Consider the following 23,044-nt stretch of genomic DNA (forward strand, 5'->3'; position numbering starts at 1 on the left):
CTTTCCTTGCTTATTGACTTGCGCGCCCGTCCGGCCGCGCGCCGCGAATTTCCGCCCAATCGGCGTCGCCCAGGTCCGCCACCGCCAGGCTGTAATACATGTCGGCCGGCCGGTCGCGCAGCACGCGCTGGATGCGCGGATGCCGGTCGAATTCGGCGCCGGCATTCAGCGCATGCCGCGCGAACAGCTCGAGATCCTGCGGATCGCTCAGTCCGTATCCGTGCGCTCGCTGCAACACAGCCGGCAATCGCTCGAATGTGTCGCGCTGGACGACGCATCCGTCGGCGCTGGCCCGCGCCCACGCGCGATTGATCGGGCGCACGTCGAACAGCGCCGACCATTGCGCGTCGCGGAGATCGAGCGAGCGCCCGCCCGCCGGCTCCGCATCACGCGCTGCTGACACGTCGCAATCGACCCACTCGCCCCAGCGGCCGAGGGTGCGCCACTGTGCGATCGGCCCGAGCAGGCGCCGGCGCTGCGCATCGTCGCAGACGCGCCATACGCCCTCGAACGCGGCCGGATCGGCGAGCCCGAGCAACCGCTGCCCGTCACCGTCCGGACGCTGCTGCACGAATGCGTGCGCCAGATGGCGAGCGATCGCATCCGTGCGCGCATCGCTGAAGAGAAACGCGCCGACGCGGTGTCCGCGTCCCTCGCCGAGCGCGTCCGGCGACCAGTCGTCCAGCGCCCGCTCGATTGCCCGCCGGCAGATCTCCGCGGGCACCGGATGGGCCAGATCCAGTTCGATCACGGACGGCCAGTAGTCGGGCGACAGTCGCTCGGGACATAGCGGCACCTCGACCACCGATTCGCCGATCGCCTTCAGCGCATCGATTTCGTCCGGCTCGAACGCATGCAGTACCGCGGGCCCCGTCAGCAACAGGCAATGCGACAGCCCGAGCGCGTCGCATTGCAGTTGCAACTGCTCGACCGTCGGCGCGGTGGGTGCTTGCCCCGGCGTCGTCCCTGCTGCGTGCGGCAGGTCGCATTCGTTAGCGGCCTGCATCACAGGTCCGCGCACGCCGCGCTCGACGCGATCATGTCGCCCATCGTCTGCGGACAGTCCGTCGCCTGGCTACGCGCCAGTGTCGTGCTGCCCGACGCGCTCTGCGGGCCCGTCAAATCGTGGCTGGCGGCCTTGAACGCGACTTTCCCGGGCCCGCCCACGACGATATCGCTGCCCTCCATCTTGATGAACGCATCCGCTGCGGTCAGCAACAGGCGCTGTTTCGCCTGCAGCGTCGCGCCAGCATCGACGCTCGCGAGCGTAACCGCCCGCTGCGCGGCGGCCGCCAGCGTTCCGCCGCTCTGCGCCTGCACGCTCGCCGAGCCCGACGCCGCGTGCAACGCAATGCCCTTGCCGTCGACTACCCGGCCATTGCCGGCGCTGCCTTGCGTATAGAGCGAGATACCGTGATTCGCGATCACGCTGGTCTTGCCCTGGGCCGTCACCTGCAGGTCCTGCCCCGCGCTGAACACCGTCTCCTTGCCCGACACCCACACATGGCTGCGGGCGGACACGGCGACGATGCCGTCGGCGCCATGCGCAACCAGGTGCGGGCGACTCCAGGCGACGGCACTGCCGCCACCTCCGCCACCGGTCGCCGTACCGCCACTGCGGGTTTCGGCAAGCGCTTCGCGGGTCTGCTTCAATCCCTGCGTGGCCGGCAACTGGTCCGGCGGCGGTTCCTGGCCCGCGGCGCCGACGCCCGCGCCCTGGCGCTGCGCGGCTTCGACGAGGCTCTGCGCACGCTGCAGCCCCTCTGCGAGGTCCAGGCCCGGTGCACGCGCATCCATCTGGCTCGTACCGGCCGCCGTCGTGATCAACAGGCCCGCACCGCCGCGCAATGCGCCGGCCGCGTCCGTCGCGAGTTCGACGCCGTAACCGCGATCCGCGAGGCGCCGATTGTCGTGTTGCTGCTTGATATGCCCGAGCGTCAGCCCGCTATTGCGATCAGTCGTATACAGATGCGCTCTCGACTGCCCCGCGGTGTCGTCGACCAGGAACTGCCGGTAGCCGCCGGTCCCGCTGCGGCTTTGCCCGAGGTCCTGCGTCTTGAAGCCGGTCAGCGCAGCCGGATGGTCGTTGCCGGCGAACCAGGCCGCGGCATTGCCCGTGCTGCCGCTCGGCCCGCCGACCAGCGCATTGTGCTGCGCGTTGGCGTTGCCTTTACCGTTGTAAAGCGCCGCCACCGCGACAGGGCGATCGGGCTGCCCTTCGAGCAGCTCCGTCCACACCTCCTGCCCGACGCGCGGAATCGTTACACCGCCCCAGTTCGCGCCGCCCACGGGCGTCAGCACGCGGGTCCAGGTGCCTGCGCCACGGTTTGCCGGCGCGTTCGGCACATGGGGGTGCGATTCGCGGCTCGCGGCCTTCTCGCCGCGCTGCGTGTGGTGCTGCACGCGTATCCGGTGATCGCGTTCGGTATGAACGGGGTCTCCGCTGCCGACCACGATGGCGCTTTGCGCCCCCTGGGCCATCGCGGCAGGCTGGGACCGGACGCCCTGGCCATTGGCCAGCGACGGCCGATAAGGCTGGGCCGCAGGCATCGCGAAAAAGCGGTTGCCATATACGGCGTCCTCGTCCGCAAACGCTTCCTGCCGGGACGTATCGTCACTCGGTGCCACGCTCGATGCGGCATCGGTGCCGCCTGCATCGGCGTCGCGCATCAGCGGAATGGCACCCAGGTGCTGCCCGATCGCCGTGCGGATGTCGGCCGACACGTTGGCGCGCGCCCGGTGCTGTACACGCAGGCAAACGAACTCGTCGGATGCGCCGAGCGTCGGATGATGGTCGACGAAGAACCGCAGCCCGGGCCGCAGGTCGCGCCGCGTGCCATCGCCCTCGCTTCTCGCGGCGTCGACACGCAGTGCATCGAGTTGCTGCTGGCTGCGCTGGTCGCCCAATGCCGCGGTCTGGTAGGCATAAGGACCTGCGACGTCACGGTCCTCGCCCGGCACCACCGCGCCACTCGCGCGCGCCGCCGCCGGGCGAGCCGACAGGCTCCGATAATCCCAGCTCGCACGCGCGACACGGCCGATGCGCCAGCGACGCGCAAGCATGAAATGGCGAATCCCGCCGGCCGGATCGCTTTCGCCGGTGTGATGAAACGGCACGCGTTCCGGCTCGCGGGGCAGGAAGCGTTCGTTGGAATCGGCCAGCACGAGCGTATGGCCGCCGAGGCTCTTTGCTCCCGGGTCGGCCGCGTGCTCGAACCAGTAGTAAAGCCCTTCCTCCGCCCACAGCCGTGACAGGAAGTCGAAATCTGATTCGCCGGCCTGCACCGTGAGACTGCGCCGCAGATATCGCGTCTGGTCGGCCAGTTCCCATCGCCATGCCGGGAACACCGCGCCACGCGTGTAATAGCCGAAAATCTGCTCACTGATGTCGATGACGGTCGCATCGTGGTAGTGGTAGCTGTCGATACGCTGCCGCAGGATCGCGAGCCACGGTTCGAGCACGAGGCGAACGCGCGCGAGGCCGCCGTTGTAGCCGATCAGTTCGGCTGCGGCGACGTGCGCGTGAAACGGGCGCCATTCACGGCCCCCGTCCGCGGTCAGCCATTCGACCAGCACGGGGCCGCCGACCAGCCGCGCGATCGGCAGCGCGGGGTTCTCGGTCAGGGCCGTCAGTTCGAAGCGGTAACCGCCACCATCGATCGATTCCCAGCCGTCGACGCTTTCCGCGACCAGCGCGTCCTGGCCAAGCGGCGTCGTCAGCCTCAGGAAGCGATCGTGTTGCGCCCAGCCGCCGAGCAGCGCCTGCAGGATGTCCTTGCTTGTTGCCATCGCTTTACGCCTTTACAGTTACTGGTCGCCAAGTCCCATCTTTCTGAAGATCTGCGACCACGGCGAGGTTTCGTCCATCGCGACATGCAGCGCCGAGGTACGCTGCCGAAGGACGCGCATGGTCTTCGACGCGCCCTTGACCGCATCCTGGTCACGACGATCGAACACCGCCACCGCGAACGCGCCGTAGGCGATGGCCAGCAGCCGGTTCGCATCCGTCGTGTCGTCGATCGCAGTCTTCAGTACGTCGAGCAGCCGCGCACGGTCCTTCTCCTGCGACGCCGCGACGCACAGGTACGCGATGATCGACAGCTTGTGCACGTCCGTCGTTTTCAGCGCCGCTTCGGCGTGCGTGGCGACGAAATCCGGATCAGGGACGCGCAGCAGCGCGCGAAACGCGAGAATCGACGACACGTCGTTGCCGGACGCCAGCAGCCGGTCGACGGTATCGAGCGCCGCGCGGCCGCCGCTGATCTTCGCGAGTTCCGTTTCGAGTTGCGGCGCCGACTTGATTGCGTCCGCAACGTCCTGTTTCCAGTCGGGAAAGATCATCCGGGTCGCGATGAATCGCGCGTCATCCGGTGCCGACGCGTCCCACTGGAAAACCACGGTTCCGCCGGAGATGAACGGCGAGTAAAAATCGTCGGGCGACGGAATGCGTGTGCGTATCTGTCGTGGTCGAATCCACGCATAGTCGCCACCGGCAGGGATCGACGCGTCCGACTTGGCCGCGGCCCGCCACACACCTTTCATCTGAACCACGGCCCCGGCGTCGGCAGGCTGTACGAACGTCTTGTCGCCGACTTGAACCGTCACGCCGGGAAACACGAGGCCACCGCTGCCTTCCTTCGGGCTCACCTCCGCCACGGCCCAACTCGGCGCTCTGGCCGTCGTGTAGTAATCGGACAGATTCAACGTCGCCGTATCGTGCACCGCACGCGCTTGCGCGATCAGCGCGAAGTCCGCCTTGAAGTCGAAGGGCGTTGCATCGACGGGCATCATCGTCCGCTCCAGGCAAAATTGAATGAACCATGAGTCATTTCCGACTCCGGAGACCACCCCAACAGATCATCAGCAACCATCTTGCTCACCTCAATCCCGTGTCAATCAGCATGACGCGGCGGCATGTACCCCGACATCATGTCTGGTTACTGCCATGCTATTTTCGAAACGCCACCGTCTCGGTGCCGAACATCTCATTGTGTTGATTGGCATCCGCGGAGACGAGTTCGTTGGCGATCGGCCACAACACCGGCTGGACGGTGACCGGCGAATCGCTGGCCTCCGCGATCGCCCGCTGCCCGGCGCCCTTATCGGTGTCGACTTCTATCGTCCATGCCCGCTGGCGGAGCGTGCAAAACGCCTTCGTGGACGTGTTGTAAACCACGACCCAACAGAGGAACTTCCCGTGAATTTGCGTTTTACGCCATCGCGTATAGACAATCTGCCCCACTACCGCGCCAGTGGCTGTTGTCGCCGGAATGGCGATCGACTGTTCGACCTCGGCCCCAGGTGTATCGTTCGACGTCGCCGGGGCACCGCCGTTGCAGCCGAGGAGCGGTTTGAGCGAGTCGCGACTGTTTGCGGCCTGATCAGCAGCAGGTTGGTCATACAGCGGCCCGCCGCCCGGGAAAGTGTCATTCGCCACGACCGGCAACATGCTGGTAATGCGGATCTGAGCACCCGCCGTCACCGTGGTGCCAGCTGGCACCAACGGATCCCATGCAATCGTCGGTGAACTCCATATACTCTCGACGCCAACTCCGGCCGTACGATCGTTCTGCATGATCCCGACCCTGAGAACGGCAATTTGCGGCGCCGCGCAATTCACGCCATCCGGTCTGATCCGGGCCTGGGCCGAGTGCTCGATCGCAACGTCGTTGGGCACCGTAACCATACGCCCGTCCAGTCCATAGGCACCGACAGGCGTCAGATCGATCTTCGCCTCGTCGAACCAGAACACCGTCAGCTTCTTCTTCGCCAGCGCCTTCCCGTCCTCGGTCGCCTCATGCGCCTCGATGACCGCATCGTTCAGCGCCTTGCTGCCCTCTTCACCGGAAATCTCGAACGCCACCCACGCGCCGTCGCCCGGCACCTCGAGCGACTTCGTCTTGTCGGTTTCGTCCGCGAAGCGCAGGCGCCCGTCCGGATTCGTCAGCACGACCTGAATGTTCCCCGAGCCGGGCTTGCGCGTGCGAATCCGGCACGGCACGCGAGGCCGACAGTCGGGGCAGCCGCACTTCACCTGCACGTAGTCGTCGTCGACGCCCGGCGTATTGTTGACCTGGATCTCGAGGAGATCGCTCTCGACCAGGATTTCCTTGCGTTTCTTGTTGTCGACGGGCGTCGATATCGAACGCCCCGCCGTCTTGAAATCGTCCGGCACGCTGTCAGCCCTCTACGTCGATCTTCAGAATTTCGGAAGCAAGGGTCTTCACGACATGCGTGTGCCCCAGTTCGTCCGTCACGCCGTGCTGAACGTCGCCGTTCGCCAACGTGATCCGGTAAGGCCGGAACGCAGCCGGCTTGCCGCTGTCGCGGTCCTTCAGCACGAAGCCCTCGTCGAATGCGGGTTGGCGGGAATCCGGCAACGGCGCGAGATTCGGCGATGCGCCTGCCGGACCGACGAACATGTGCGACCCCGACTTCACCTGGAACTGGCCCGGCGTTTCCACCGTGATGTCCGCGCCCTTGAGCGTGATTCGGTTCGGTCCTTGCTGCAGGACGATGGTGTCCTTCGCCAGCACGTCGATGCGATCTTCCGTCGACGAGATCTGCACCGACTGATCGGCCAGCACCGCCATCGTCGACGTATGCGACTCGACGGTAACGGGGCCGTGATTCGCGACGATCCTGAAACCGCCTGACGCGGCGTAGAGACTCACCGCGTCGCCGGACGCCCCCGCCACCGTGGCATCCGCCGCGAAATGCGCATCGCCTTGCGCCGTCAGGTGCACGTGCTCGGCCGCATAGGCAACCGCGCTGTTCGGCGTGGTGAAAACGAGATTCGCCGGCGATTCGAACACGACGGCCGGCGTCGCGAAGCGCTCGACCGGATCGCCGCCGCTGCGCTGCTTGCCCGCGGGCTTGGTCGCATCCTGGCCACTTACCGGCCCCGTATACTTGCCGTCCTGCGACGGATCGATCGCGTTGAGGAAATCCGCCTGCGCCTGGTTGCCGCCGAGCCCGCCGGCCGTTGCACCCGTTGCCGCCGTATCGAGACCTTGCGCAGTCTTCACGGCCTGTGCCAGTTGCCCGGCGCTCTCGACCAGGTCCATTTGCGTGGAGTTCGCATCGGACCGCGCGGTGCTGGACACCAGCACCCCTTCGCCAGCCCGTGCGACGGCCCAACCCTGCGTGCTCAACTCGAAGCCTTCGCCCCGATAGGCGCCGCGCATCGTCCCTTGCTGGTCGATCAGGTAGCCCTGCGCGAGTCGGCTCCCGGCAATCGAATTGCCCAGTTCGTGTCGCAACTGGCCCGCTGCATCGTCCATCACCCAGCGGCTGCCCGGCTGACCGTCCAGCGTCCGGGTCTGCAGACCGGTCAGCGTGCCCGGATGATTCGCGCCGCTGCCGTCGCCGGCAGCGAATGGCGGCTTCACACGTCCGCCGTAGACCTGCCCCAGCACGACGGGCAGGTCGATGTTGCCCGAATCGAACCCGACGACCACCTCGGCCCCGACACGCGGCGTATACGCATGTCCGAAGTTCGGTCCCGCCGCCTGCTCGGCGACGCGCGCGAGCACGCCCGAGCGGTGATTGCCGGGTGCATGCCCGTCCGGATTCGACCGGCTCGCGGTATCGGTCAGCCCGCCCGACAGCGGCGCAACACCGCGCATCCACGGAAACTGGATGCGCACCTGATGGTCGCGCGTACTGCTGACGGGGGTATTGGGCTCGCCCACCACGATCGCGGTCTGCACACCGTGCACGACGGGGCGAGCGACGTGCGGCGGAACGATCGGCACACCTTCCGGCACCGCGATGAAACGGTTCCGGTAGTGTCCGGCCGCCAGTTCCCCGCGCTGCAGCAGCTCGCCGATATCCGCGCCGAGATTGTTGACCGCCTCATGCTCGATGGACAGCGGCACGAACGTGTGCGGCTGGTTCAGGTAACCGGTCAGCGTGTGGACCTTGCCGATTTCCAGCGTACGCGCGGTGCCCGCGCCGTCGTGAACCGTCTTCGGCAGGCGCAGCGCATCGAGGCGCTGCGCCGCGTAGAGCTGGGCCTGCGCCGTCGTGTCGAAACGTCCGGCGCGCTGCCCGTCATACACTTCGCGAACCGGAAGCATCGGTGCATCCGGATCGGCCTCGGCCTGCGCCTGGCCGGCCAGTGCCTGCACTTCGCTCGCCTTCCAGCTCGTTGCGACGACCTGGTCGGGCACCCACTGGTGGCGCTGCGTAAATTGCGTGATCACGCCGTCAGGATCTCCGACATCCTGGATGTGGAAGGCAATCGCTGCGCCTTGCTTCTGTGCTGCGCGCCGGTCCGCAATGACGACCGTGTGATTGCCCGACGGTCTGGATCCACCTTCGTCCTGCGCGTGCTCGATGTGGAATGACAGGCCGGCCTCGGACAGCAGGCGCAGCACGAACGCATGGTCGGTCTCGCGATACTGGCCGCGCAACGCATAGGTACGCTGCGCTTCGCTGGTCTCGTACCGCCAGTGCGCCTCCGGATAATCGCCGAATACACGGTCGCAGATGCCCGCCGTGTCGAGCTCCGTGAAATACAGGCAATTGCGGCGCAGATGCAGGAACGCGAGCCACGATTCCAGCGTGAGCCGGTAACGCGTGATTTCGCCGTCGGTGTCCGCATAGGCCGCATGCGTGATGTAGCCGTTCCAGCAACGTTCGCCGGCCCCCGTCGCCAGACGCAAGCGCGCGGCACTGCCGATCAGCGAACCCAGATCGAGAAACGGCTCGCTCGACAGCACGTCGATCTCGAAGCGAAACGATTCGTTGATCGCCTCGCGGCCATGAAAACGCTCGACCGCGAATGCGCCGGTCATGACCGTATCGATCTGGATGTGGCGAGTGGCTTGCGAATAGCCCCTCAATGCCGCGACAACGTCCATTTCAATCCCCTGCCCTCATGCGGATTCCGCTTGGTTCAAGTCATTCGCCCGTGCCGCTTGCGTGCCGGGCGTCAATTCGTATTCTCGACACGCACCTACTCGTTGCCGAGCGTCTTTTTCCTGGCCACGCGCGCGTTGGCCTCGTCAACCAGCTCCTGGATCGATTCGTAGGCGGGATTCCTGATTTTCAGTTTCTCCTGCTTGCCCTTTCCGCGCAGGAACATCCATTCCGGCCAGGTGCGAACGTGATCGACCGAGCCGACGACGAATTCCGCACACGGTGGAATGTTCAAGTCTTTCTCGGTCTTTTCGCCGGACTGATAGGCGACGAAATCCGGGTTGAACACGCGGTCCCGACAGGAGTCGTGCCACATGATCATCTTGTCGTGCTTCTCGGCCTCCGGAAAATCGTCGAAGATGAAGCCGTCCTCGGGCGAAAGCGGGAACTTGCGCAGGTTGCCCTGCACGTCGCGAATCCCCACTACCCAGTGCGCGTTGTCGTCCTTGTCGTACTCCTGCCACGGGTTGATGGCCTCGTTCATCGGCCGCCGGCGCCCGTCCTTGTCCACCAGCATGAACACGATGCTGCTGCCCGGATAGCTGCCGCCCCGATCGAACGTCCGATGCCCTTTGATCCTGATGACGCCGTTCTCGGGCACGCTGACTTCAAAGCCATCCTTCGCGCTGACCAGGTCGACCCCGTCCTTCTGGTCGAACAGCGCCACCACGGGACCAAAGTAATCCGACGGAATCAGAAAAATGAGCGGCATGCGAGAACCTCTTCCATATCCAGACCAGGCCGCAATAACAGCGACCACGACACACAAAGCCAACAACACATGGCGCGTACGCAACAAGCGCCCGGGTTTGCTCGACGACACTATTTTTTCTTCCATAAAGACGCATCCAGATCTTCGCTGTCCTTCGATCGCCCCTCGTTGGGATCACGATGCAGGTGATAGTCGTTCCATGCCGAACGCGTCAGCGCGCGCGTCACGGGCGGTTTTTTCACGCTGTCTCGCAGGCGTTGCCAGACCTGGCCGACATCCTCGTACGCCGAGATATGGATCGGCACCTCGAAGCCACCGCTGGCGCCGTCGCCGATCTTGTCGATCGGATCCGCCGGCCAGGCAACCAGGTCCATCCCGGGCAGGATGATCGGCGGCGGTGCGTCGCCCATCGGGTGTGCGCTGGCGTCGCTCATGCGCACGGTCTCCGATCCGGCCGGGGTCTTGATGTCCGGCTGCGCGGGATAGTCTTCGCGGCGATCGGGCGTGCCGCCGAGCGCTTGCGCAAACAGCCACATCTTCGAGCCGAAATTGCCGTCCGGCGTCAGCTCCACCCGCATCACATTGGCGAACATGATCCGGTGGTTGTCGCCGAACAGGTGCGTCGCCGGCGTGCCGATACGGACATGCGTGCCGAGAAACAGCTTGTTCCCGGCCGGATCCTCGATGAAGGCTTCGCAATTCGGAAAACCGTCGCCGTCGATCAGGACGACGATATCCATCCACTTGCGGACGCGTTCGATCATGATCCGCACGCGACCGTGCACATCCAGCGACGGCACGACCGTATGTCCCGTTTCCCGCTGCGAAAGGCGGGACCCTCTGAACGCGAAATTCTTCCCGTCGTACATGAAGGTCATTTCGGCAAGCTGCTCGCCGTCATGCTGCCGGGAAAACTCGCTCGCGATCGCATTGCCTTCCGGTCGAAACGCCTCGTCCGTGTACGGCTCCGGGCCATCCGAAAACAGCGTCGGTCCGGACGACGTGTTCGACGCGGTAAATGCCGACTTCGCGAGATTCTTGCTGAAGTCACCGAACGAGCCCCACGAGAAATCCGGGCTGAAGACATGCCACACCCGTGAAGTCACGCCGCCTGTCTTGCGCCTCTGATAGGTCGTGTGAAAACTCTCCTCCAGCGAGAAGCCCCGGTTGTCGCCGTGAAACCGAAAGCCCAGCGGCTCGAACTTCCTGTTCGGATGGAACGAGCGGACGTTGATGTCGTACGACACCAGCTTGACCAGTTCGACAGGCGCCGGACGTCCGTCCTGCTTCTCCCTGGGCGTGCTGTCCTTCTCCGCCAGCACCTTCGGGCTGGACTTCGCAGCGACGGCATCACCAGCCATGATCGATATCCTCGTTGCCCGTATATTCGACGCGCACCGGCTTCGACGACGCATGCGTCGAGAACGTGGCCGTGCGCCCATCGGCCGCGCGGCTCGCGCCCTCCAGTCGTTCGCCCCCGTCGCCGACCATTCGATACGGCAGGTTCTTCAGCTGCTCGCCGGTCGCGGCGTCATGCAAATGAAAATACTCGTTGAACTGTCCGAGATCGCCCCACTTTCCCTGCTCGCGTGGGAGATCCGTCGGCCCGGAAAACTGATGGAGCCCGGCGTGGACGACGAGCTTGCCCGGACACCCGAACGTGACGTTGCCGCCTTCGATCGTGATGTGCGCACCGCCGCTGACTGCCAGATTGACGGTCGTCTTGCCGGTCAGCTCGACATTCGCGTTGGCCGACGCCACTTTCAGCTCGCCTTTCGCGCGCATCCCCAGCGTGTCGTGCTGCGCCTGCAGATCGAGATTGTCCTTGCCCGAAATCAGGTTGAGACCGACGCCGCTGGCGTCGCGCGCGCCGGCCAGCCAGCCGATTCCCTGCCCGCTGTGGATACGCAGTGCCTGATTGACCGCGATGTTCGTATCGGCGCCGCTGCCAAGCGTCAGCGCTTCGCCCGTCGCCCATTGCAGCGCCTGTCCCGCCAGCATCCCCTGGCCGCCCTGCGCCGCCACGCCCAGCACCGCATCACCCGTATGCGCAAGCGGCTTGCCGCCCGAGCGGCTTTTCGCATCCTGCAGTGCCTGCGCGAAACCCTCCTGGCTCACCGTCGTCTTCAGACTTTGCTCCAGCGCCTTGAGTGGCGCCATACCGCTGTCGAGCCGGGATTGCCCGGCCTGCCGCATACCGCGCTGCGCCGCCAGCGGCAGCGTGCCGTGCCCGGCCGCAGCCCGATCGAGGGATTCGGCCAGCACGGTCTGCTGCGAAAACAGCGCCTGCAGCGCCGATGCCTCGCCTGCGGGCTGTCCGGGCCGCAGCACATAGCTCGTGATCAGCGCACCGCGCGTCGCCCGCAATGCACCATACGCGTCCGTGCGCAGTTCGAAGCCTTGCCCGCGGAAACTGCCGAGATAGTTGTCGGACTGATACCGCAGGTGGCCGAGGTTGAGCTGCGTCGCAGCATGCGTGGTGCTCATCTGCAAGCGGCCCATGCCATCGCTGTCGTCGGCGGCAAGCTGGTTGGCGCCTTGCCCGTCGAAGCCCTGACTCTTGAAGCCCGATAGCGCGCCGGCATGCGCATGCCGGTCCGCGCCGCCACCGGCGCCGTGCCACATCGGGCTGTTGCCGCCCACCTGGTTGCCCTGCGCGCTGGCCGCAAGATCGGTCGCCTGCGCATAGACCGCCGCGTCGGCCGGCCGTCCGGCCGCACCGCCGGGCGTCGGCGCATCGCCGCCCTCGCCTTGTCCGTTGAACAGGCCACCGAGCACGATCGGCCGGTGGATCAGCCCGTGATGGAACTGCACGAGCACTTCCTGACCGATCCGCTGGATCTGCTGCAATCCATGACCGTCGCTGGCAAGGCGCTGCATCACGCGCGTCGGATACGTGCCCTTGTCGGCGTCGGCCTGCCAATGAAAACGCAAGCGCACGCGCCCCTGCCCGTCCATATGAACCGGACCGTTCGGGCCCGGCCGGGCTCCCCCCTGCGCGTCGACGACGATCGCGGTCTGCGCGCCGATGGCCGTCGGCGCAGCATTCCATCGCTGGCCGGTACCGTCTTCCAGCGTCGGACGCCAGAGCTGGTTGCGCGGAACGGCCTCGAAGCGATTCACATAGCCGCCAGCCTCCGCCTGCTTCAGCGCGCGTGGATCGACGCCTGTCAGCCGCAGCGGGCCCAGCCGATGCTCGAGCGCCTCCATCACCGTCTCGGGCAGGTTGTTGACGCCGATATGCGCGATACTGGTCAACACGAATGCATCGGGGGCCGCCTCAGCGCCGTGCGGCCGCTGGTGCCATGCCGAATCGGCGACGCGCATCATCCGGCCGCACCGGGCCGTGCGAACCGTGCTGTAGCCGATCCAGAAGCGGGCCTGCGAGATGATCGCATCCGCGTGCCGCCGGGCCGCATCGTCTGCCTGCCGGGAGTTGTCGAACGCTTCGGGGCCCACGTCGTCGTAAAGCTCGCGCGCGCCGCCGGCATCGACGACGCTCGCAGCCCCCGTGGTCGACTGATTGCCCCGGTAGTCGCTGCTGAGCAGGGTCACCCTGTCCGCGACCAGCGACAGCGACTGCCCCATCCCGAGAATCGCGTCGTCCGGCTCGACCGTCCCACCGCTCGCGCGTTGCGGCACGCCGCCGACACGCGCCGACGTGTCGTCTTCCGACAGTTGCGCGCTGTCGTCGAAAATCAGCATCGTGTGGCCGGAAGGCGCTTCACTGTCCTCGACGAAACAGAATCCCAGCCCTGCCTCGGCCAGAACATGCCGGATGAAATCGAGGTGGCTGTGCGTGCGGTACTGAACAACGTAATCGCGTGTGCCGAGCAATTCGATACGCTGATCCGCGTCCGCCGTGAAACACCACCGGCCTATGTCGCGATAATCGCCGAACACCCGATCGATAATGTCGGCCACTGACTGATTGACGAAAGTACGCTCGTCGCGACCATGCGCGAGCGACGCGAGCCAGGGCACCACCTGCAGGCGGTAGCGGGCCAGCCCGGCGTCGTAGTCGAGGCATTCAGCCTCCGCGACGAGGCCGCTGCGCGTCGCGGAGCCGCCATCCGTCAACGCGGTGCGCAACGTGACGCGCTGCCCCAGCATCGCTTCGAGATCCAGCGCCGGATCGGTCGCCAGCGCGTAGATGTCCCATTGGTCATTCCCGGAAAGCGCTTCCCGTCCGACCCAACGCTCGACCTGAAGTGCTGCGATTGCCCCCGGACCTTCGAGCGAATAAAGACGGTTCGCGCTGAATAGCGCCGTTAATGATGCAGATACGTCCATGCGGACCTCACCACTTTATCTGTAACGCGTTTTGTTTGTCCGCGATATTACAACAAGAAATGGATTAATTAGATTAAATTGGCGTATTCAAAACCAGGGCCGGTAATTTTTTACTTTTCGAATTCAATTCGATGCCGATTCGGCACTAATGCAGGTATTTTTTACCGCAACGCTCACGGCATACGGGCACGAATATCCCTGGGGGCGTCCGGTTCATTTATCATTCGGGCCTGCGGAAGCATTCCGACATGACACGCTGGCTTAAACGGGGGATCAATGAGCGAGCGCTCGACGTTTCGCAAGGTAGTCGGCGTCATCGCCACGTACGGCGTGGTATGGATCGTTGCAGCACTCTACTGGCGATTCGCTCATCGTGTACCCTCCGCACGCGAACTCGCTCTGGTCGGCATCGCGCTGCCGCTGTTGCTGATGATCGTCTACGTCTGCGTGCGGGCTACGCTTGCCAGGCCAGCCGCCCCGCGCCGCGGCGTCCCGACGGCCGCCGCTATATCAACCACGGCAACCGCGGCTGCCGCAGCGCAGGTCAACGAACACGACGACTGGCCGACCGGAACGCTCGCGGTACTCGACGGCGCGCTGTCCTTCCCGGCCGGGACGGCTTTCGGCGATATTCATGCAGCCGCCCGCAGTCGCGATACCGTCGGCCTGCACCACGCATTGAAACGGGTCGACGAATCCCGCATCTTCGCCGCTGACGCCACGTCGATCTCGCTCGATGACTTCGACGAACAGCTCCTTCCTTCCGGCTCGGCGGCCAGCCTCGACGATGAGCACTGGCGCGCGCTGATGCTGGCGGCGCACGCGCTCGACGGCCTGCTGTCCCGCCACACCGTCGCCACGACCCACGACGCGTCGCGCCCCCGCCCCGTGACGCCGCTCGCGCTGCATCTGCTGCTGCCTGCGCGCTGGCAGCCGATCGCGCCGACACTCACCGCATGGGTCGACGCACACGTCGCGCGGCACCACGGCGCGTCCGTGACGCTGCCCGCGCGGACGCGCATCGTCGAGCACCCTGCGCAAGCATTGGCGCTCGTCGACGAACTGAACGTGTCGCTCAATCGCGACCGATCGGCCGACCGCCATATCGTGCTGGCATGCGATTCGTGGCTCGGCCAGCACTCGGTCAACGCGCTCGAACGCGCCGACAGGCTGCATGGGCCCGATTGCCGCGACGGTCTGGTCCCGGGGGAAGGCGCCTGCGCGCTGCTGCTCGGCCTCGGGGATGGGGAAGGCGACGGCTCACCGGCTGCCGCGCGCATTCATCGCGTGAAAACAGCCGCATCGACACCGGCTGCCGATCAAGCGGACGAGACGATCAGTCGATTGCTGGAAGCCGCCCGCACGCGAACCGTCGCTTACGGGATCGACATGGCGGCATGCGCGCTGATCAGCGATGCAAGCCAGCGCAGCAGCCAGCACACGGAAATTGTCACCGCGGAATCCGCGTGGCCGGACGACGACACCCGCGAGCGTTGCCTGCATCTCGGACTCGCCAACGGGGACAGCGGCGCAGCGCTTGCATTAGGCGCGGTGGCACTGGCGGCCGCCCACGCCGTGCGGGAGCGGCAGCCGACGTTCGCCGCGACGCTTGCCCACCCGCACACGCGCGCGGTCGCGCTCGTCACCCCACCGCGTCAGGAAGAGGCTTCGCTCGAGCGCGTGGCCGCAACGAGCGTACGCGTATAAGCATGACGCGGCGCCGCCAGCACCGCCTGCGTCTCCCCGCTCTCGACGATCCTTCCGCCGTGCATCACGACGAGCCGGTGCGACACCGCGCGCAGCACGTCGACATCGTGGCTGATGAACACATAGCTCAGCCGATGCCGTCGTTGCAACGTCGCCAGCAGTTCGAGAACCTGCTTCTGGATCGACACGTCGAGCGCGCTCGTCGGTTCGTCGAGCACGAGGATGCGCGGGTCGACCGCGAGCGCGCGCGCGATCGCAATGCGTTGTCGTTGCCCGCCCGAGAACGCGACCGGATGACGCGACGCCGCGTCGGCGGGCAAGCCGGTTTCCGCGAGCAGCGCCGCCACACGTGCGCGCCGCGCGTCGGGCGTCATGTGCGGATGATGCAGCGCAAGCCCTTCCTCGACGATCTCGCCCACGCTCAGGCGCGGCGCAAGCGAGCCGAACGGATCCTGGAACACCATCTGAACATGCGCGGCGCGTTCGAGCCGCGTCGCTGCGCTGCCTGAATTGCCCGCATTGCCCACGCCTTCGAGCGCCGCGTAGCGGATCGCGCCCGCCGTCGGCGCGACGAGCCCGACGAGCGACGCGGCCAGCGTCGACTTCCCGCAGCCCGATTCGCCAAGTACGCCGACCGTCTCGCCTTCTCGCAATTGCAGATCGACGCCTCGCAGCACCGCGGGCGTCTCGCTGCGGAACAGGCCGCGCCAGCCGCGCGCGCGCGTGCGGTACCCCGCGTGCAGCGCGCGCACGTCGAGCACGTGCGGCGCATCGGTGGCCACCGGCGCGATCGTGCGGCGCGGCGCGCTGTCGAACAGCTTGCGCGTGTAAGCGTGCTGCTGCGCGGCGAACAGCGCGTCGGTCGCACCCTGCTCCACGATCTCGCCGTGCTGCATCACCGCGACGCGATGCGCGAAGCGGCGCACCAGATGCAGATCGTGCGTGATGAGCAGAATGGCGAGGCCGTGCCCGTCGGCGTCGGCTTCCTGCAGTTCGATGAGCAGCTCGACGATCTGCTGGCGCACAGTGACATCGAGCGCCGTGGTGGGCTCGTCGGCGACCAGCAGACGCGGGTTGCCCGCGAGCGCCATCGCGATCATCGCGCGTTGCCGCTGGCCGCCCGACAACTGGTGCGGATAGGCATCGACCTTGCGTTCGGGTTCGACGATACCCATGCGCCGCAACAGCGCGATCGCCCGCTCGCGTGCCGCCGCGCCGCGCAGCCCCGCGTGCAGACGCAGGCTCTCACCGATCTGCCGCCCGATCGTCTTGAGCGGATTGAGCGCAGTCATCGGCTCCTGGAACACCATTGCGATGTCGCGGCCGCGCGTCGCGCGCCATTGCGCTTCGCTTTTATCGAGCAGTTCCTCGCCCGCGAGCCGCACGCGGCCGCTCACGTGCGCGGCGTCGGCGAGCCCGAGCAGCGCGAGCGCGGTCAGGCTCTTGCCCGACCCCGATTCGCCGACGAGCGCGACGCGCTCGCCGCGGCCGATCGTCAGATCGAGCCCGTGCACGATAGTCCGCGCGCCGATCCGGATGTTCAGGTCTTCGACTTCGAGTACGGGCGTCGTCATCGGGTGGCTCCTGCAGCGTGGGTGTTGGCAGCGTCGGCGGCGTCGGCATCTGCACCGTCAGCGGCTCGGTTGCGGTCGGTCGCGAACGATTCGCGCAACGCGTCGCCGATGAACGTGAGCAGCAGCAACGTGACCACGAGCGCCACGATGGCTGTCGCCGAAATCCACCACGCCGACAGATGGCTCTTGCCTTCTGCCAGCAACTCGCCGAGGCTCGGCGCGGGCGGCGGCACGCCAAGCCCGAGAAAATCGAGGCTCGCGAGCGACACGATCGCCGCGCTCATCCGAAACGGCAGCCACGTGATGACCGGCGTCAGACTGTTCGGCAGGATATGCCGCCACATGATCTGGCGATCGGACAGCCCGAGCGTGCGCGCGGCGCGCACGTATTCGAGCGCGCGCTTTTGCAGGAATTCGCCGCGCACGTAATCGGACAGCGTGATCCATCCGAATGCGGCGAGCAGCACGAACAGCAGCACGAGGCTCGGCTCGAAAATCGACGACAGGATGATGAGCAGATAGAGATCGGGCAACGCGGTCCATACCTCGATCACGCGCTGGCCGAGCAGGTCGACGAGGCCCGCGTAATAGCCCTGGAGCGCGCCCGCGAGCACGCCGACGAGCGCGCCTGTCAGCGTCAGCGCAAGCGCGAACAGGACCGAACTGCGAAAGCCGTAGAGCACGCGCGCGAACACGTCGCGACCATACGCGTCGGTGCCGAGCCAGTTCTGCGCCGACGGTGGCGCCGGAAATGGCTGCGCCGCGTGATAGTTCACGGTGTCGTAGCGATACGGAACGGGCGCGTAGAGCGCGAAATTGCCGTCGCGCGAAAACTGCTCGCGGATGAACGGGTCGAGATAGTCGGCTTCGGTGGGCAGTGCGCCACCGAAGTCGCTATCGGCGTACGTGTGCAGCGCCGGGAACAGCCAGTGGCCGTGATAGCGCGCGACGAGCGGCTGGTCGTTGGCGATCGTGCCCGCCAGCAGGCTCGCAACGAACAGCGCCGTGAACGCGACGAGGCTCGCGAAGCCGAGCCGTTGACGGCGCAAGCGCCGCCACCATGCCGTCGCGCGAGCGAATGTCGCCGTGTCGCGCTGTGACGCAATGGCGCGTGAAGGCGGCACGGATGCGACCCCTGGCCGCATATCGGGTACGACATGCGGCACGGCGTCGGCGTAGTCCGCCTGTTTCGAATCCGCGTGCGATGAGCTGATGACTTCCATAAAGAACCCCGGATTCAGCGGCCGTTGCCGCCGAAGTGAATGCGCGGATCGATCAGCGCGTACGCGAGATCGCCCGCGAGCTTCGCGAACAGACTCACGGCCGTGAACACGAACAGCGAGCCCAGCACGACCGGATAATCGCGGCCGATGATCGCGTCGTAAGACAGGCGCCCTACGCCGTCGAGCGAAAACAGCGTCTCGATCAGCAGGCTGCCGCTCACGTACGCGGAGACGAACGCCGAGGGCAAACCCGTCGCGATCGGAATCAGCGCGTTGCGCAGCACGTGTCGCCACACCACCGCGTTGCGCGACACGCCCTTCGCGCGCGCAGTCAGCACATACTGGCGCGACAATTCGTCGATGAACGCGTTGCGCGTGAGAAACGACACGACGGCGAGGCTGCTCGTGACCGACGCCGTGACCGGCAGCACCAGATGCCACACGCGGTCGAGCACGCGTTGCGCGAGCGGCAGCGCGTCGTGATCTTCGGCGCCGAAACCGCCGAGCGGGAAAACGTGCAGAAAGAGATCACCGCTCAACAGCATCATCAGCAGCACGCCGAGCACGAAGCCCGGGATCGCGTACGCGGCGAGCAGCGTGGCACTCGTCGCGAAGTCGAACGTCGTGCCGCGCCGCAGCGCCTTCGCGATGCCGAGCGGCACCGCGATCAGATACGTGAGCACGAGCGTGCAGGTGCCGAGCGTGACCGTCACCGGCAGCTTGCTGACGATCAGCGCCCAGACCGACCGATGCTGAAAGAACGACTGGCCGAGATCGAAGCGCGCGTAATGCGTCAACATGCGCACGTAGCGCGTGAGCGGCGGCACGTCGAAGCCGAACGTGCGGCGGATCGCGGCGACCTGCGCGGGATCGACGCCTTCGTTGCCGTGATAGCCGCCTGGGCCGGACGCGCCCTCGCCGTGAACCGACGAACCTTGCAGCCGCCCCATCACCTGCTCGACAGGGCCGCCCGGCACGAATTGCATGATGACGAACGTCACCGTCAGCACGCCCAGCAACGTGGGAATCATGAGCAGCAATCTGCGCCCGATATACGCGAACATGACACTTACTCCTGTTGGGCCGCGCGCGGCGCGGCGTTCGTGCTCTGCATGTCAGGTGCGGCGTGCCACCAGCCGATGACCCAATCGAGCTCGCCGTATTGCCGCGGCACGCGTGCGGGCGGCGCGATACGCCGGTTCCACGCGATGCGCGAGTGCGTGGCGTGCCACTCCGGAATCATGATGCGTTCGCACAGCAGCACGCGATCGAGCGCGCGCGCCGCGGCGATCACCTCGCGTTCGCTGCCGGCGCGCTGCACGTCGTCGATCAGCGCATCGACGGCGGGCGACGCGATGCCCGTGTAATTTTCGGAGCCCGGCGTGCGCGCCGCGCGGCTGCCGAAGCGGCGTTCCAGTTCGGCGCCCGGAATGCTCGTGGCGCGGTAGCCCAACGTCGTCATGTCGAAATCGAAATGCTTGAGGCGCTCGAGGATGACGGTCTGATCCATGATGCGCAGCCGCGCGTCGATGCCGAGCAGCCTCAGGTTGCGCACGACGATCATCAGGATGCGCTCCATGCCCGTGCCGTCATCGACCAGTTCGATCGTGAACGGCGTGCCGGCCGCATTGCGCAGCACGCCATCGCGGTAACGCCAGCCCGCGCTCGCGAGCAGCGCCTCGGCCCGCGCAAGATTGCGGCGCAGCCCGTTGTGCGCCGACGTATCCGGCTGCGGCGGCAGTGCGCCGAACACCTCGGGCGGTACGCCGCCGCGCAACGGCTCGAGCAGCGTCAGCTCGTCGGCGCCCGGTGCGCCGCTCGCGGCGAACACGCTTTCGTCGAAAAAACTGCGGGTGCGTGTGTACTGGCCGAAAAACATGTTCCGGTTGATCCATTCGTAATCGAGCGCGAGACCTATCGCCTCGCGCACGCGTATGTCCTGGAACTTGGGCCGCCTCAGATTGAAGAACAAACCCTGCGCATTGCTGATGCCGTGATCCGGAAACTCCTGCTTGCGCAGCGTGCCGTTCGCAAAGGCGGGGCCGCCGTAGTTGCGCGACCATTGCTCCGCGCTGCCTTCGGCCAGCGCGTCGACATCGCCGGCGCGAAACGCCTGGAGCGGCGCCGACGGGTCGCTGTAGAGCCGGAAACTCACGTTGGCGAAGTTGAACATGCCGCGCCGCACCGGCAGATCCGCGCCCCAGTAGCGCGGATTGCGCCGATACACGATCTCGTGATTGCTCGCGCGCGCGCCGATCAGATACGGCCCGCTCGCGATGGGCGCAATTGTGGCGAGCTGGTCGAACGTCAGCGCACCGCCGTCCGCCGCGCGCGCCCAGTCGCGCGAAAACACGTAGAGATCGCCCGCTTCGAGCACCGCGCGGCGCTGCGCTGTGCGAAATGCGAAGCGCACCGTCTGTGCGTCGATCACGTCCACTGCGCGAATGAGCGTGTAGCGGCTGCTGTAGATCGGCGAGGTCGACGAACCCGTCAACTGCTCGAACGAGTAACGCACGTCCTGCGCCGTCACCGGCGCGCCATTCGAAAACCGCGCGGCCGGATTAAGGTGGAACGTCGCCGAAAGGCCGTCAGGCGCAATCTCGATGCGATCGGCGAGCAACGGATACTGCGTGCCGACTTCGTCGAGGCTGCGTTGCATCAGCGTCTCGAACATCAGATTGACTTCGTCGGGCGCAGCGTTGCCGCGCAGCAGAAACGGATTGAGCGAGTCGTACGTCGCGATCTCGGTGTAGTTTGCAAGGCGCAGCGTGCCGTCGCGCGGCGGCGCGTGGTCGGCCCACGCGAAGCGCTGCATCGACGCATCGGGCCGCGCGTCGTCGAAGAGCGCAAGCGTGGTTTGCCACTGTGGATCGGGCGCGGCGTGTGCGAGCGTGACGACGCCGGCAATGCATGCGCATCGCGCAATGCGTGACACTCGCGCAATCAGTGCGGACGGCCGCGCACGCGACGTCGGACGGGCGGAATCGGTCATTACTGCTCCGGCTGCGTCACCAGCGACAGCTTCGTAATGCCCGCGTGCTGCACCGCGCCCATCACCTTCGCGACGGGACCGTACGGCACGCGCTCGTCGGCCTGCAGCGACACGGCGAGATCCGCGTCCTGCTGCTTGCGCTGTTCGAGTTGCGATTCCACCTGCGCAAGTGGCACGGGCTGCTTGTCGAACCAGACTGTGCCCGCGTTGTCGACACTCACCGTGAGCGGTTTTTTCGGATCGGCGGAAGCGGTCGCTTCGGTCTTCGGCAGATTGACGTGGATTGCCTTGTTGAGCAGCGGCGTCGTCACGATAAAGGCGACGAGCAGCACGAGCATCACATCGACGAGCGGCGTGATATTGATTTCGCTGAGGACGTCGTCGTCCTGATTGGAGGAGAAAGCCATCAGGCGGCGACCTCCGTGGCGCGGGCGTAAACCGGACGGGATTGATCGGCGCGCGGCGCAGTCGTCGCACTCTCGGCGGCACTTTTTACTGGAAAGCGGAACTGCTGGCGCTGCGCGAGCGCATAAAGCGTGCCCGCGTGATCGTCGAGGCGCGCGACCGCGGCTTTCGTTCCGCGCACGAAGATGTTGTACGCGAGCACGGCCGGCACGGCGACGGCGATGCCGATGCCCGTCGCGACAAGCGCCTCGCCGATCGGCCCGGCCACCACGTCGATGCTCGCCGATGCCGCGTGCGAAATCGCTCCGAGCGCGTGAATGATGCCGAACACCGTGCCGAACAGCCCGACAAATGGCGCGATGCTGCCCACCGACGCAAGCCACGCGAGCGAATGTTCGAGGCGTCGGCGTTCATGCGCAATCTGGCGCGTGAGTTGGCGCTCCAGCGTGTCCTGGCGGCTCCACAGGTCTTCGGGATGGTCGCTGCCAAACGTGCGCGCCTGTTCGAGCGCGGCGAGCGCTATGCCGGTCACGCGCGCCTTGGGGCCTGCGGGCAGCGCGCGCGAAGCGATATCGACGAGCGTGTGCGCGCCGTCGAGTGCATCGTCGGTGCGCCGATCGGCGCGTGCGGCGCGCGTGTGCTGGATCGCCTTCAGGACGATGATCGTCCACGTTGCAATGGAGAACGCGCCGAGCAGCCACAAGGCGCCCTGCACGATAAGGGTAAGCGGCAACGAATTCATGGTCGGACTCCGGAAATCAGTCAAGTTGGAAATTGAGCGGAACGTCGACCCAGCCATCGACGGGCGTGTCACCCCGTTTAGCGGGCACGAAGCTCCAGTGCCGCACGGCGGCGACGGCTGCATCGTCGAGCACGCGGTGGCCGCTCGAACGACGGACCTCGATCGCGTCGGGCGAGCCGTCCGCACGCACGTGGACATGCAGGACGACCCTGCCCTGCCAGCCGTAGTCCCGCGCCGTCGCCGGGTAGTCAGGCGCGGGGTTGTGCAGGTAATCGGCGTTGCCGTCGGGCAGCGTGGTCTTTTGCGTGGCCGGTGCGGCGACTGCGGCCGGTGCAGCGGGTGCAGCAGGTGCCGCCGCCGGAGATCGGAAGGGCGTCGGGTAGGGAAAGAGTGTCGGAACTGGGTTAGATGTCCGGTGTCGCCGTATCATGTACATGAGAAAAACGTAGTAGATGCTCCCTCAGTCCTTCT

Annotated in this window: 15 protein-coding genes and 1 pseudogene; 1 reads left to right on the forward strand and 15 read right to left on the reverse strand. The window is 66.3% G+C overall.

Translation table 11 applies throughout. The features are described 5' to 3' along the window. Positions 1-10 precede the first annotated feature (10 nt). From G3N94_RS13370 to G3N94_RS13405, 8 genes and pseudogenes are all read right to left on the reverse strand, one after another. The gene (locus tag G3N94_RS13370) at positions 11-1,006 is read right to left on the reverse strand and encodes a DUF4123 domain-containing protein (protein WP_205792859.1); all 996 of its coding nucleotides are present in this window, start codon (positions 1,004-1,006) and stop codon (positions 11-13) included. Beyond that, entirely contained in the window at positions 1,006-3,789 is a 2,784-nt protein-coding gene (gene vgrG, locus G3N94_RS13375) for a type VI secretion system tip protein VgrG (RefSeq protein WP_205792860.1), read from the reverse strand. The genes G3N94_RS13370 and vgrG overlap by 1 nt, the downstream gene beginning before the upstream one ends. 18 nt (positions 3,790-3,807) lie before the next feature. Then, a complete protein-coding gene (locus G3N94_RS13380; RefSeq protein WP_205792861.1) occupies positions 3,808-4,791 on the reverse strand; it encodes a hypothetical protein in 984 nt (327 codons plus the stop codon). 157 nt (positions 4,792-4,948) lie between these two features. Next, positions 4,949-6,175, reverse strand: coding sequence for a hypothetical protein (locus tag G3N94_RS13385; RefSeq protein ID WP_205792862.1), 1,227 nt, complete (start codon positions 6,173-6,175; stop codon positions 4,949-4,951). Positions 6,176-6,233: 58 nt separating this feature from the next. Further along, positions 6,234-8,867 (reverse strand): annotated as a pseudogene (tssI, locus tag G3N94_RS13390) (type VI secretion system tip protein TssI/VgrG); the annotation flags it as partial. Between the two features lie 95 nt (positions 8,868-8,962). Beyond that, positions 8,963-9,763, reverse strand: a complete 801-nt coding sequence (locus G3N94_RS13395; RefSeq protein WP_241021810.1) for a hypothetical protein — start codon at positions 9,761-9,763, stop codon at positions 8,963-8,965. Further along, entirely contained in the window at positions 9,748-10,998 is a 1,251-nt protein-coding gene (locus G3N94_RS13400; protein WP_205792864.1) for a hypothetical protein, read from the reverse strand. The genes G3N94_RS13395 and G3N94_RS13400 overlap by 16 nt, the downstream gene beginning before the upstream one ends. Further along, entirely contained in the window at positions 10,988-13,930 is a 2,943-nt protein-coding gene (locus tag G3N94_RS13405; protein WP_205792865.1) for a type VI secretion system Vgr family protein, read from the reverse strand. Before G3N94_RS13405 ends, G3N94_RS13400 begins: the two co-directional genes overlap by 11 nt. A 276-nt stretch (positions 13,931-14,206) precedes the next feature. Between G3N94_RS13405 and G3N94_RS13410 the strand changes: the two genes are divergently transcribed. Next, positions 14,207-15,637: a hypothetical protein gene (locus G3N94_RS13410; protein ID WP_205792866.1), complete on the forward strand. Its 1,431-nt coding sequence runs from the start codon at positions 14,207-14,209 to the stop codon at positions 15,635-15,637. On the opposite strand, the gene G3N94_RS13415 is transcribed toward G3N94_RS13410, so the two are convergent. The 7 genes from G3N94_RS13415 to G3N94_RS13445 form a co-directional block, all read right to left on the reverse strand. After that, entirely contained in the window at positions 15,586-17,211 is a 1,626-nt protein-coding gene (locus tag G3N94_RS13415) for a dipeptide ABC transporter ATP-binding protein (RefSeq protein ID WP_205792867.1), read from the reverse strand. The two genes, G3N94_RS13410 and G3N94_RS13415, sit on opposite strands and share 52 nt — an antisense overlap. Then, the gene (locus tag G3N94_RS13420; RefSeq protein ID WP_346778692.1) at positions 17,208-18,317 is read right to left on the reverse strand and encodes an ABC transporter permease; all 1,110 of its coding nucleotides are present in this window, start codon (positions 18,315-18,317) and stop codon (positions 17,208-17,210) included. Before G3N94_RS13420 ends, G3N94_RS13415 begins: the two co-directional genes overlap by 4 nt. Positions 18,318-18,448: 131 nt before the next feature. Further along, positions 18,449-19,498, reverse strand: coding sequence for an ABC transporter permease subunit (locus G3N94_RS13425; RefSeq protein ID WP_205792868.1), 1,050 nt, complete (start codon positions 19,496-19,498; stop codon positions 18,449-18,451). 5 nt (positions 19,499-19,503) lie between these two features. Beyond that, a complete protein-coding gene (locus tag G3N94_RS13430; RefSeq protein WP_205792869.1) occupies positions 19,504-21,426 on the reverse strand; it encodes an extracellular solute-binding protein in 1,923 nt (640 codons plus the stop codon). Then, positions 21,426-21,833 (reverse strand): biopolymer transporter ExbD, encoded by a 408-nt coding sequence (locus tag G3N94_RS13435; protein WP_124603416.1) that lies wholly within the window; start codon positions 21,831-21,833, stop codon positions 21,426-21,428. Before G3N94_RS13435 ends, G3N94_RS13430 begins: the two co-directional genes overlap by 1 nt. Then, the gene (locus tag G3N94_RS13440; protein ID WP_205792870.1) at positions 21,833-22,573 is read right to left on the reverse strand and encodes a MotA/TolQ/ExbB proton channel family protein; all 741 of its coding nucleotides are present in this window, start codon (positions 22,571-22,573) and stop codon (positions 21,833-21,835) included. The genes G3N94_RS13435 and G3N94_RS13440 overlap by 1 nt, the downstream gene beginning before the upstream one ends. Positions 22,574-22,589: 16 nt before the next feature. Beyond that, positions 22,590-23,009, reverse strand: coding sequence for an energy transducer TonB (locus tag G3N94_RS13445; RefSeq protein ID WP_205792871.1), 420 nt, complete (start codon positions 23,007-23,009; stop codon positions 22,590-22,592). Positions 23,010-23,044: the final 35 nt, after the last annotated feature.

This window comes from Burkholderia sp. Ac-20353 (genome assembly GCF_017104785.1).
Taxonomy (GTDB): Bacteria; Pseudomonadota; Gammaproteobacteria; order Burkholderiales; family Burkholderiaceae; genus Burkholderia.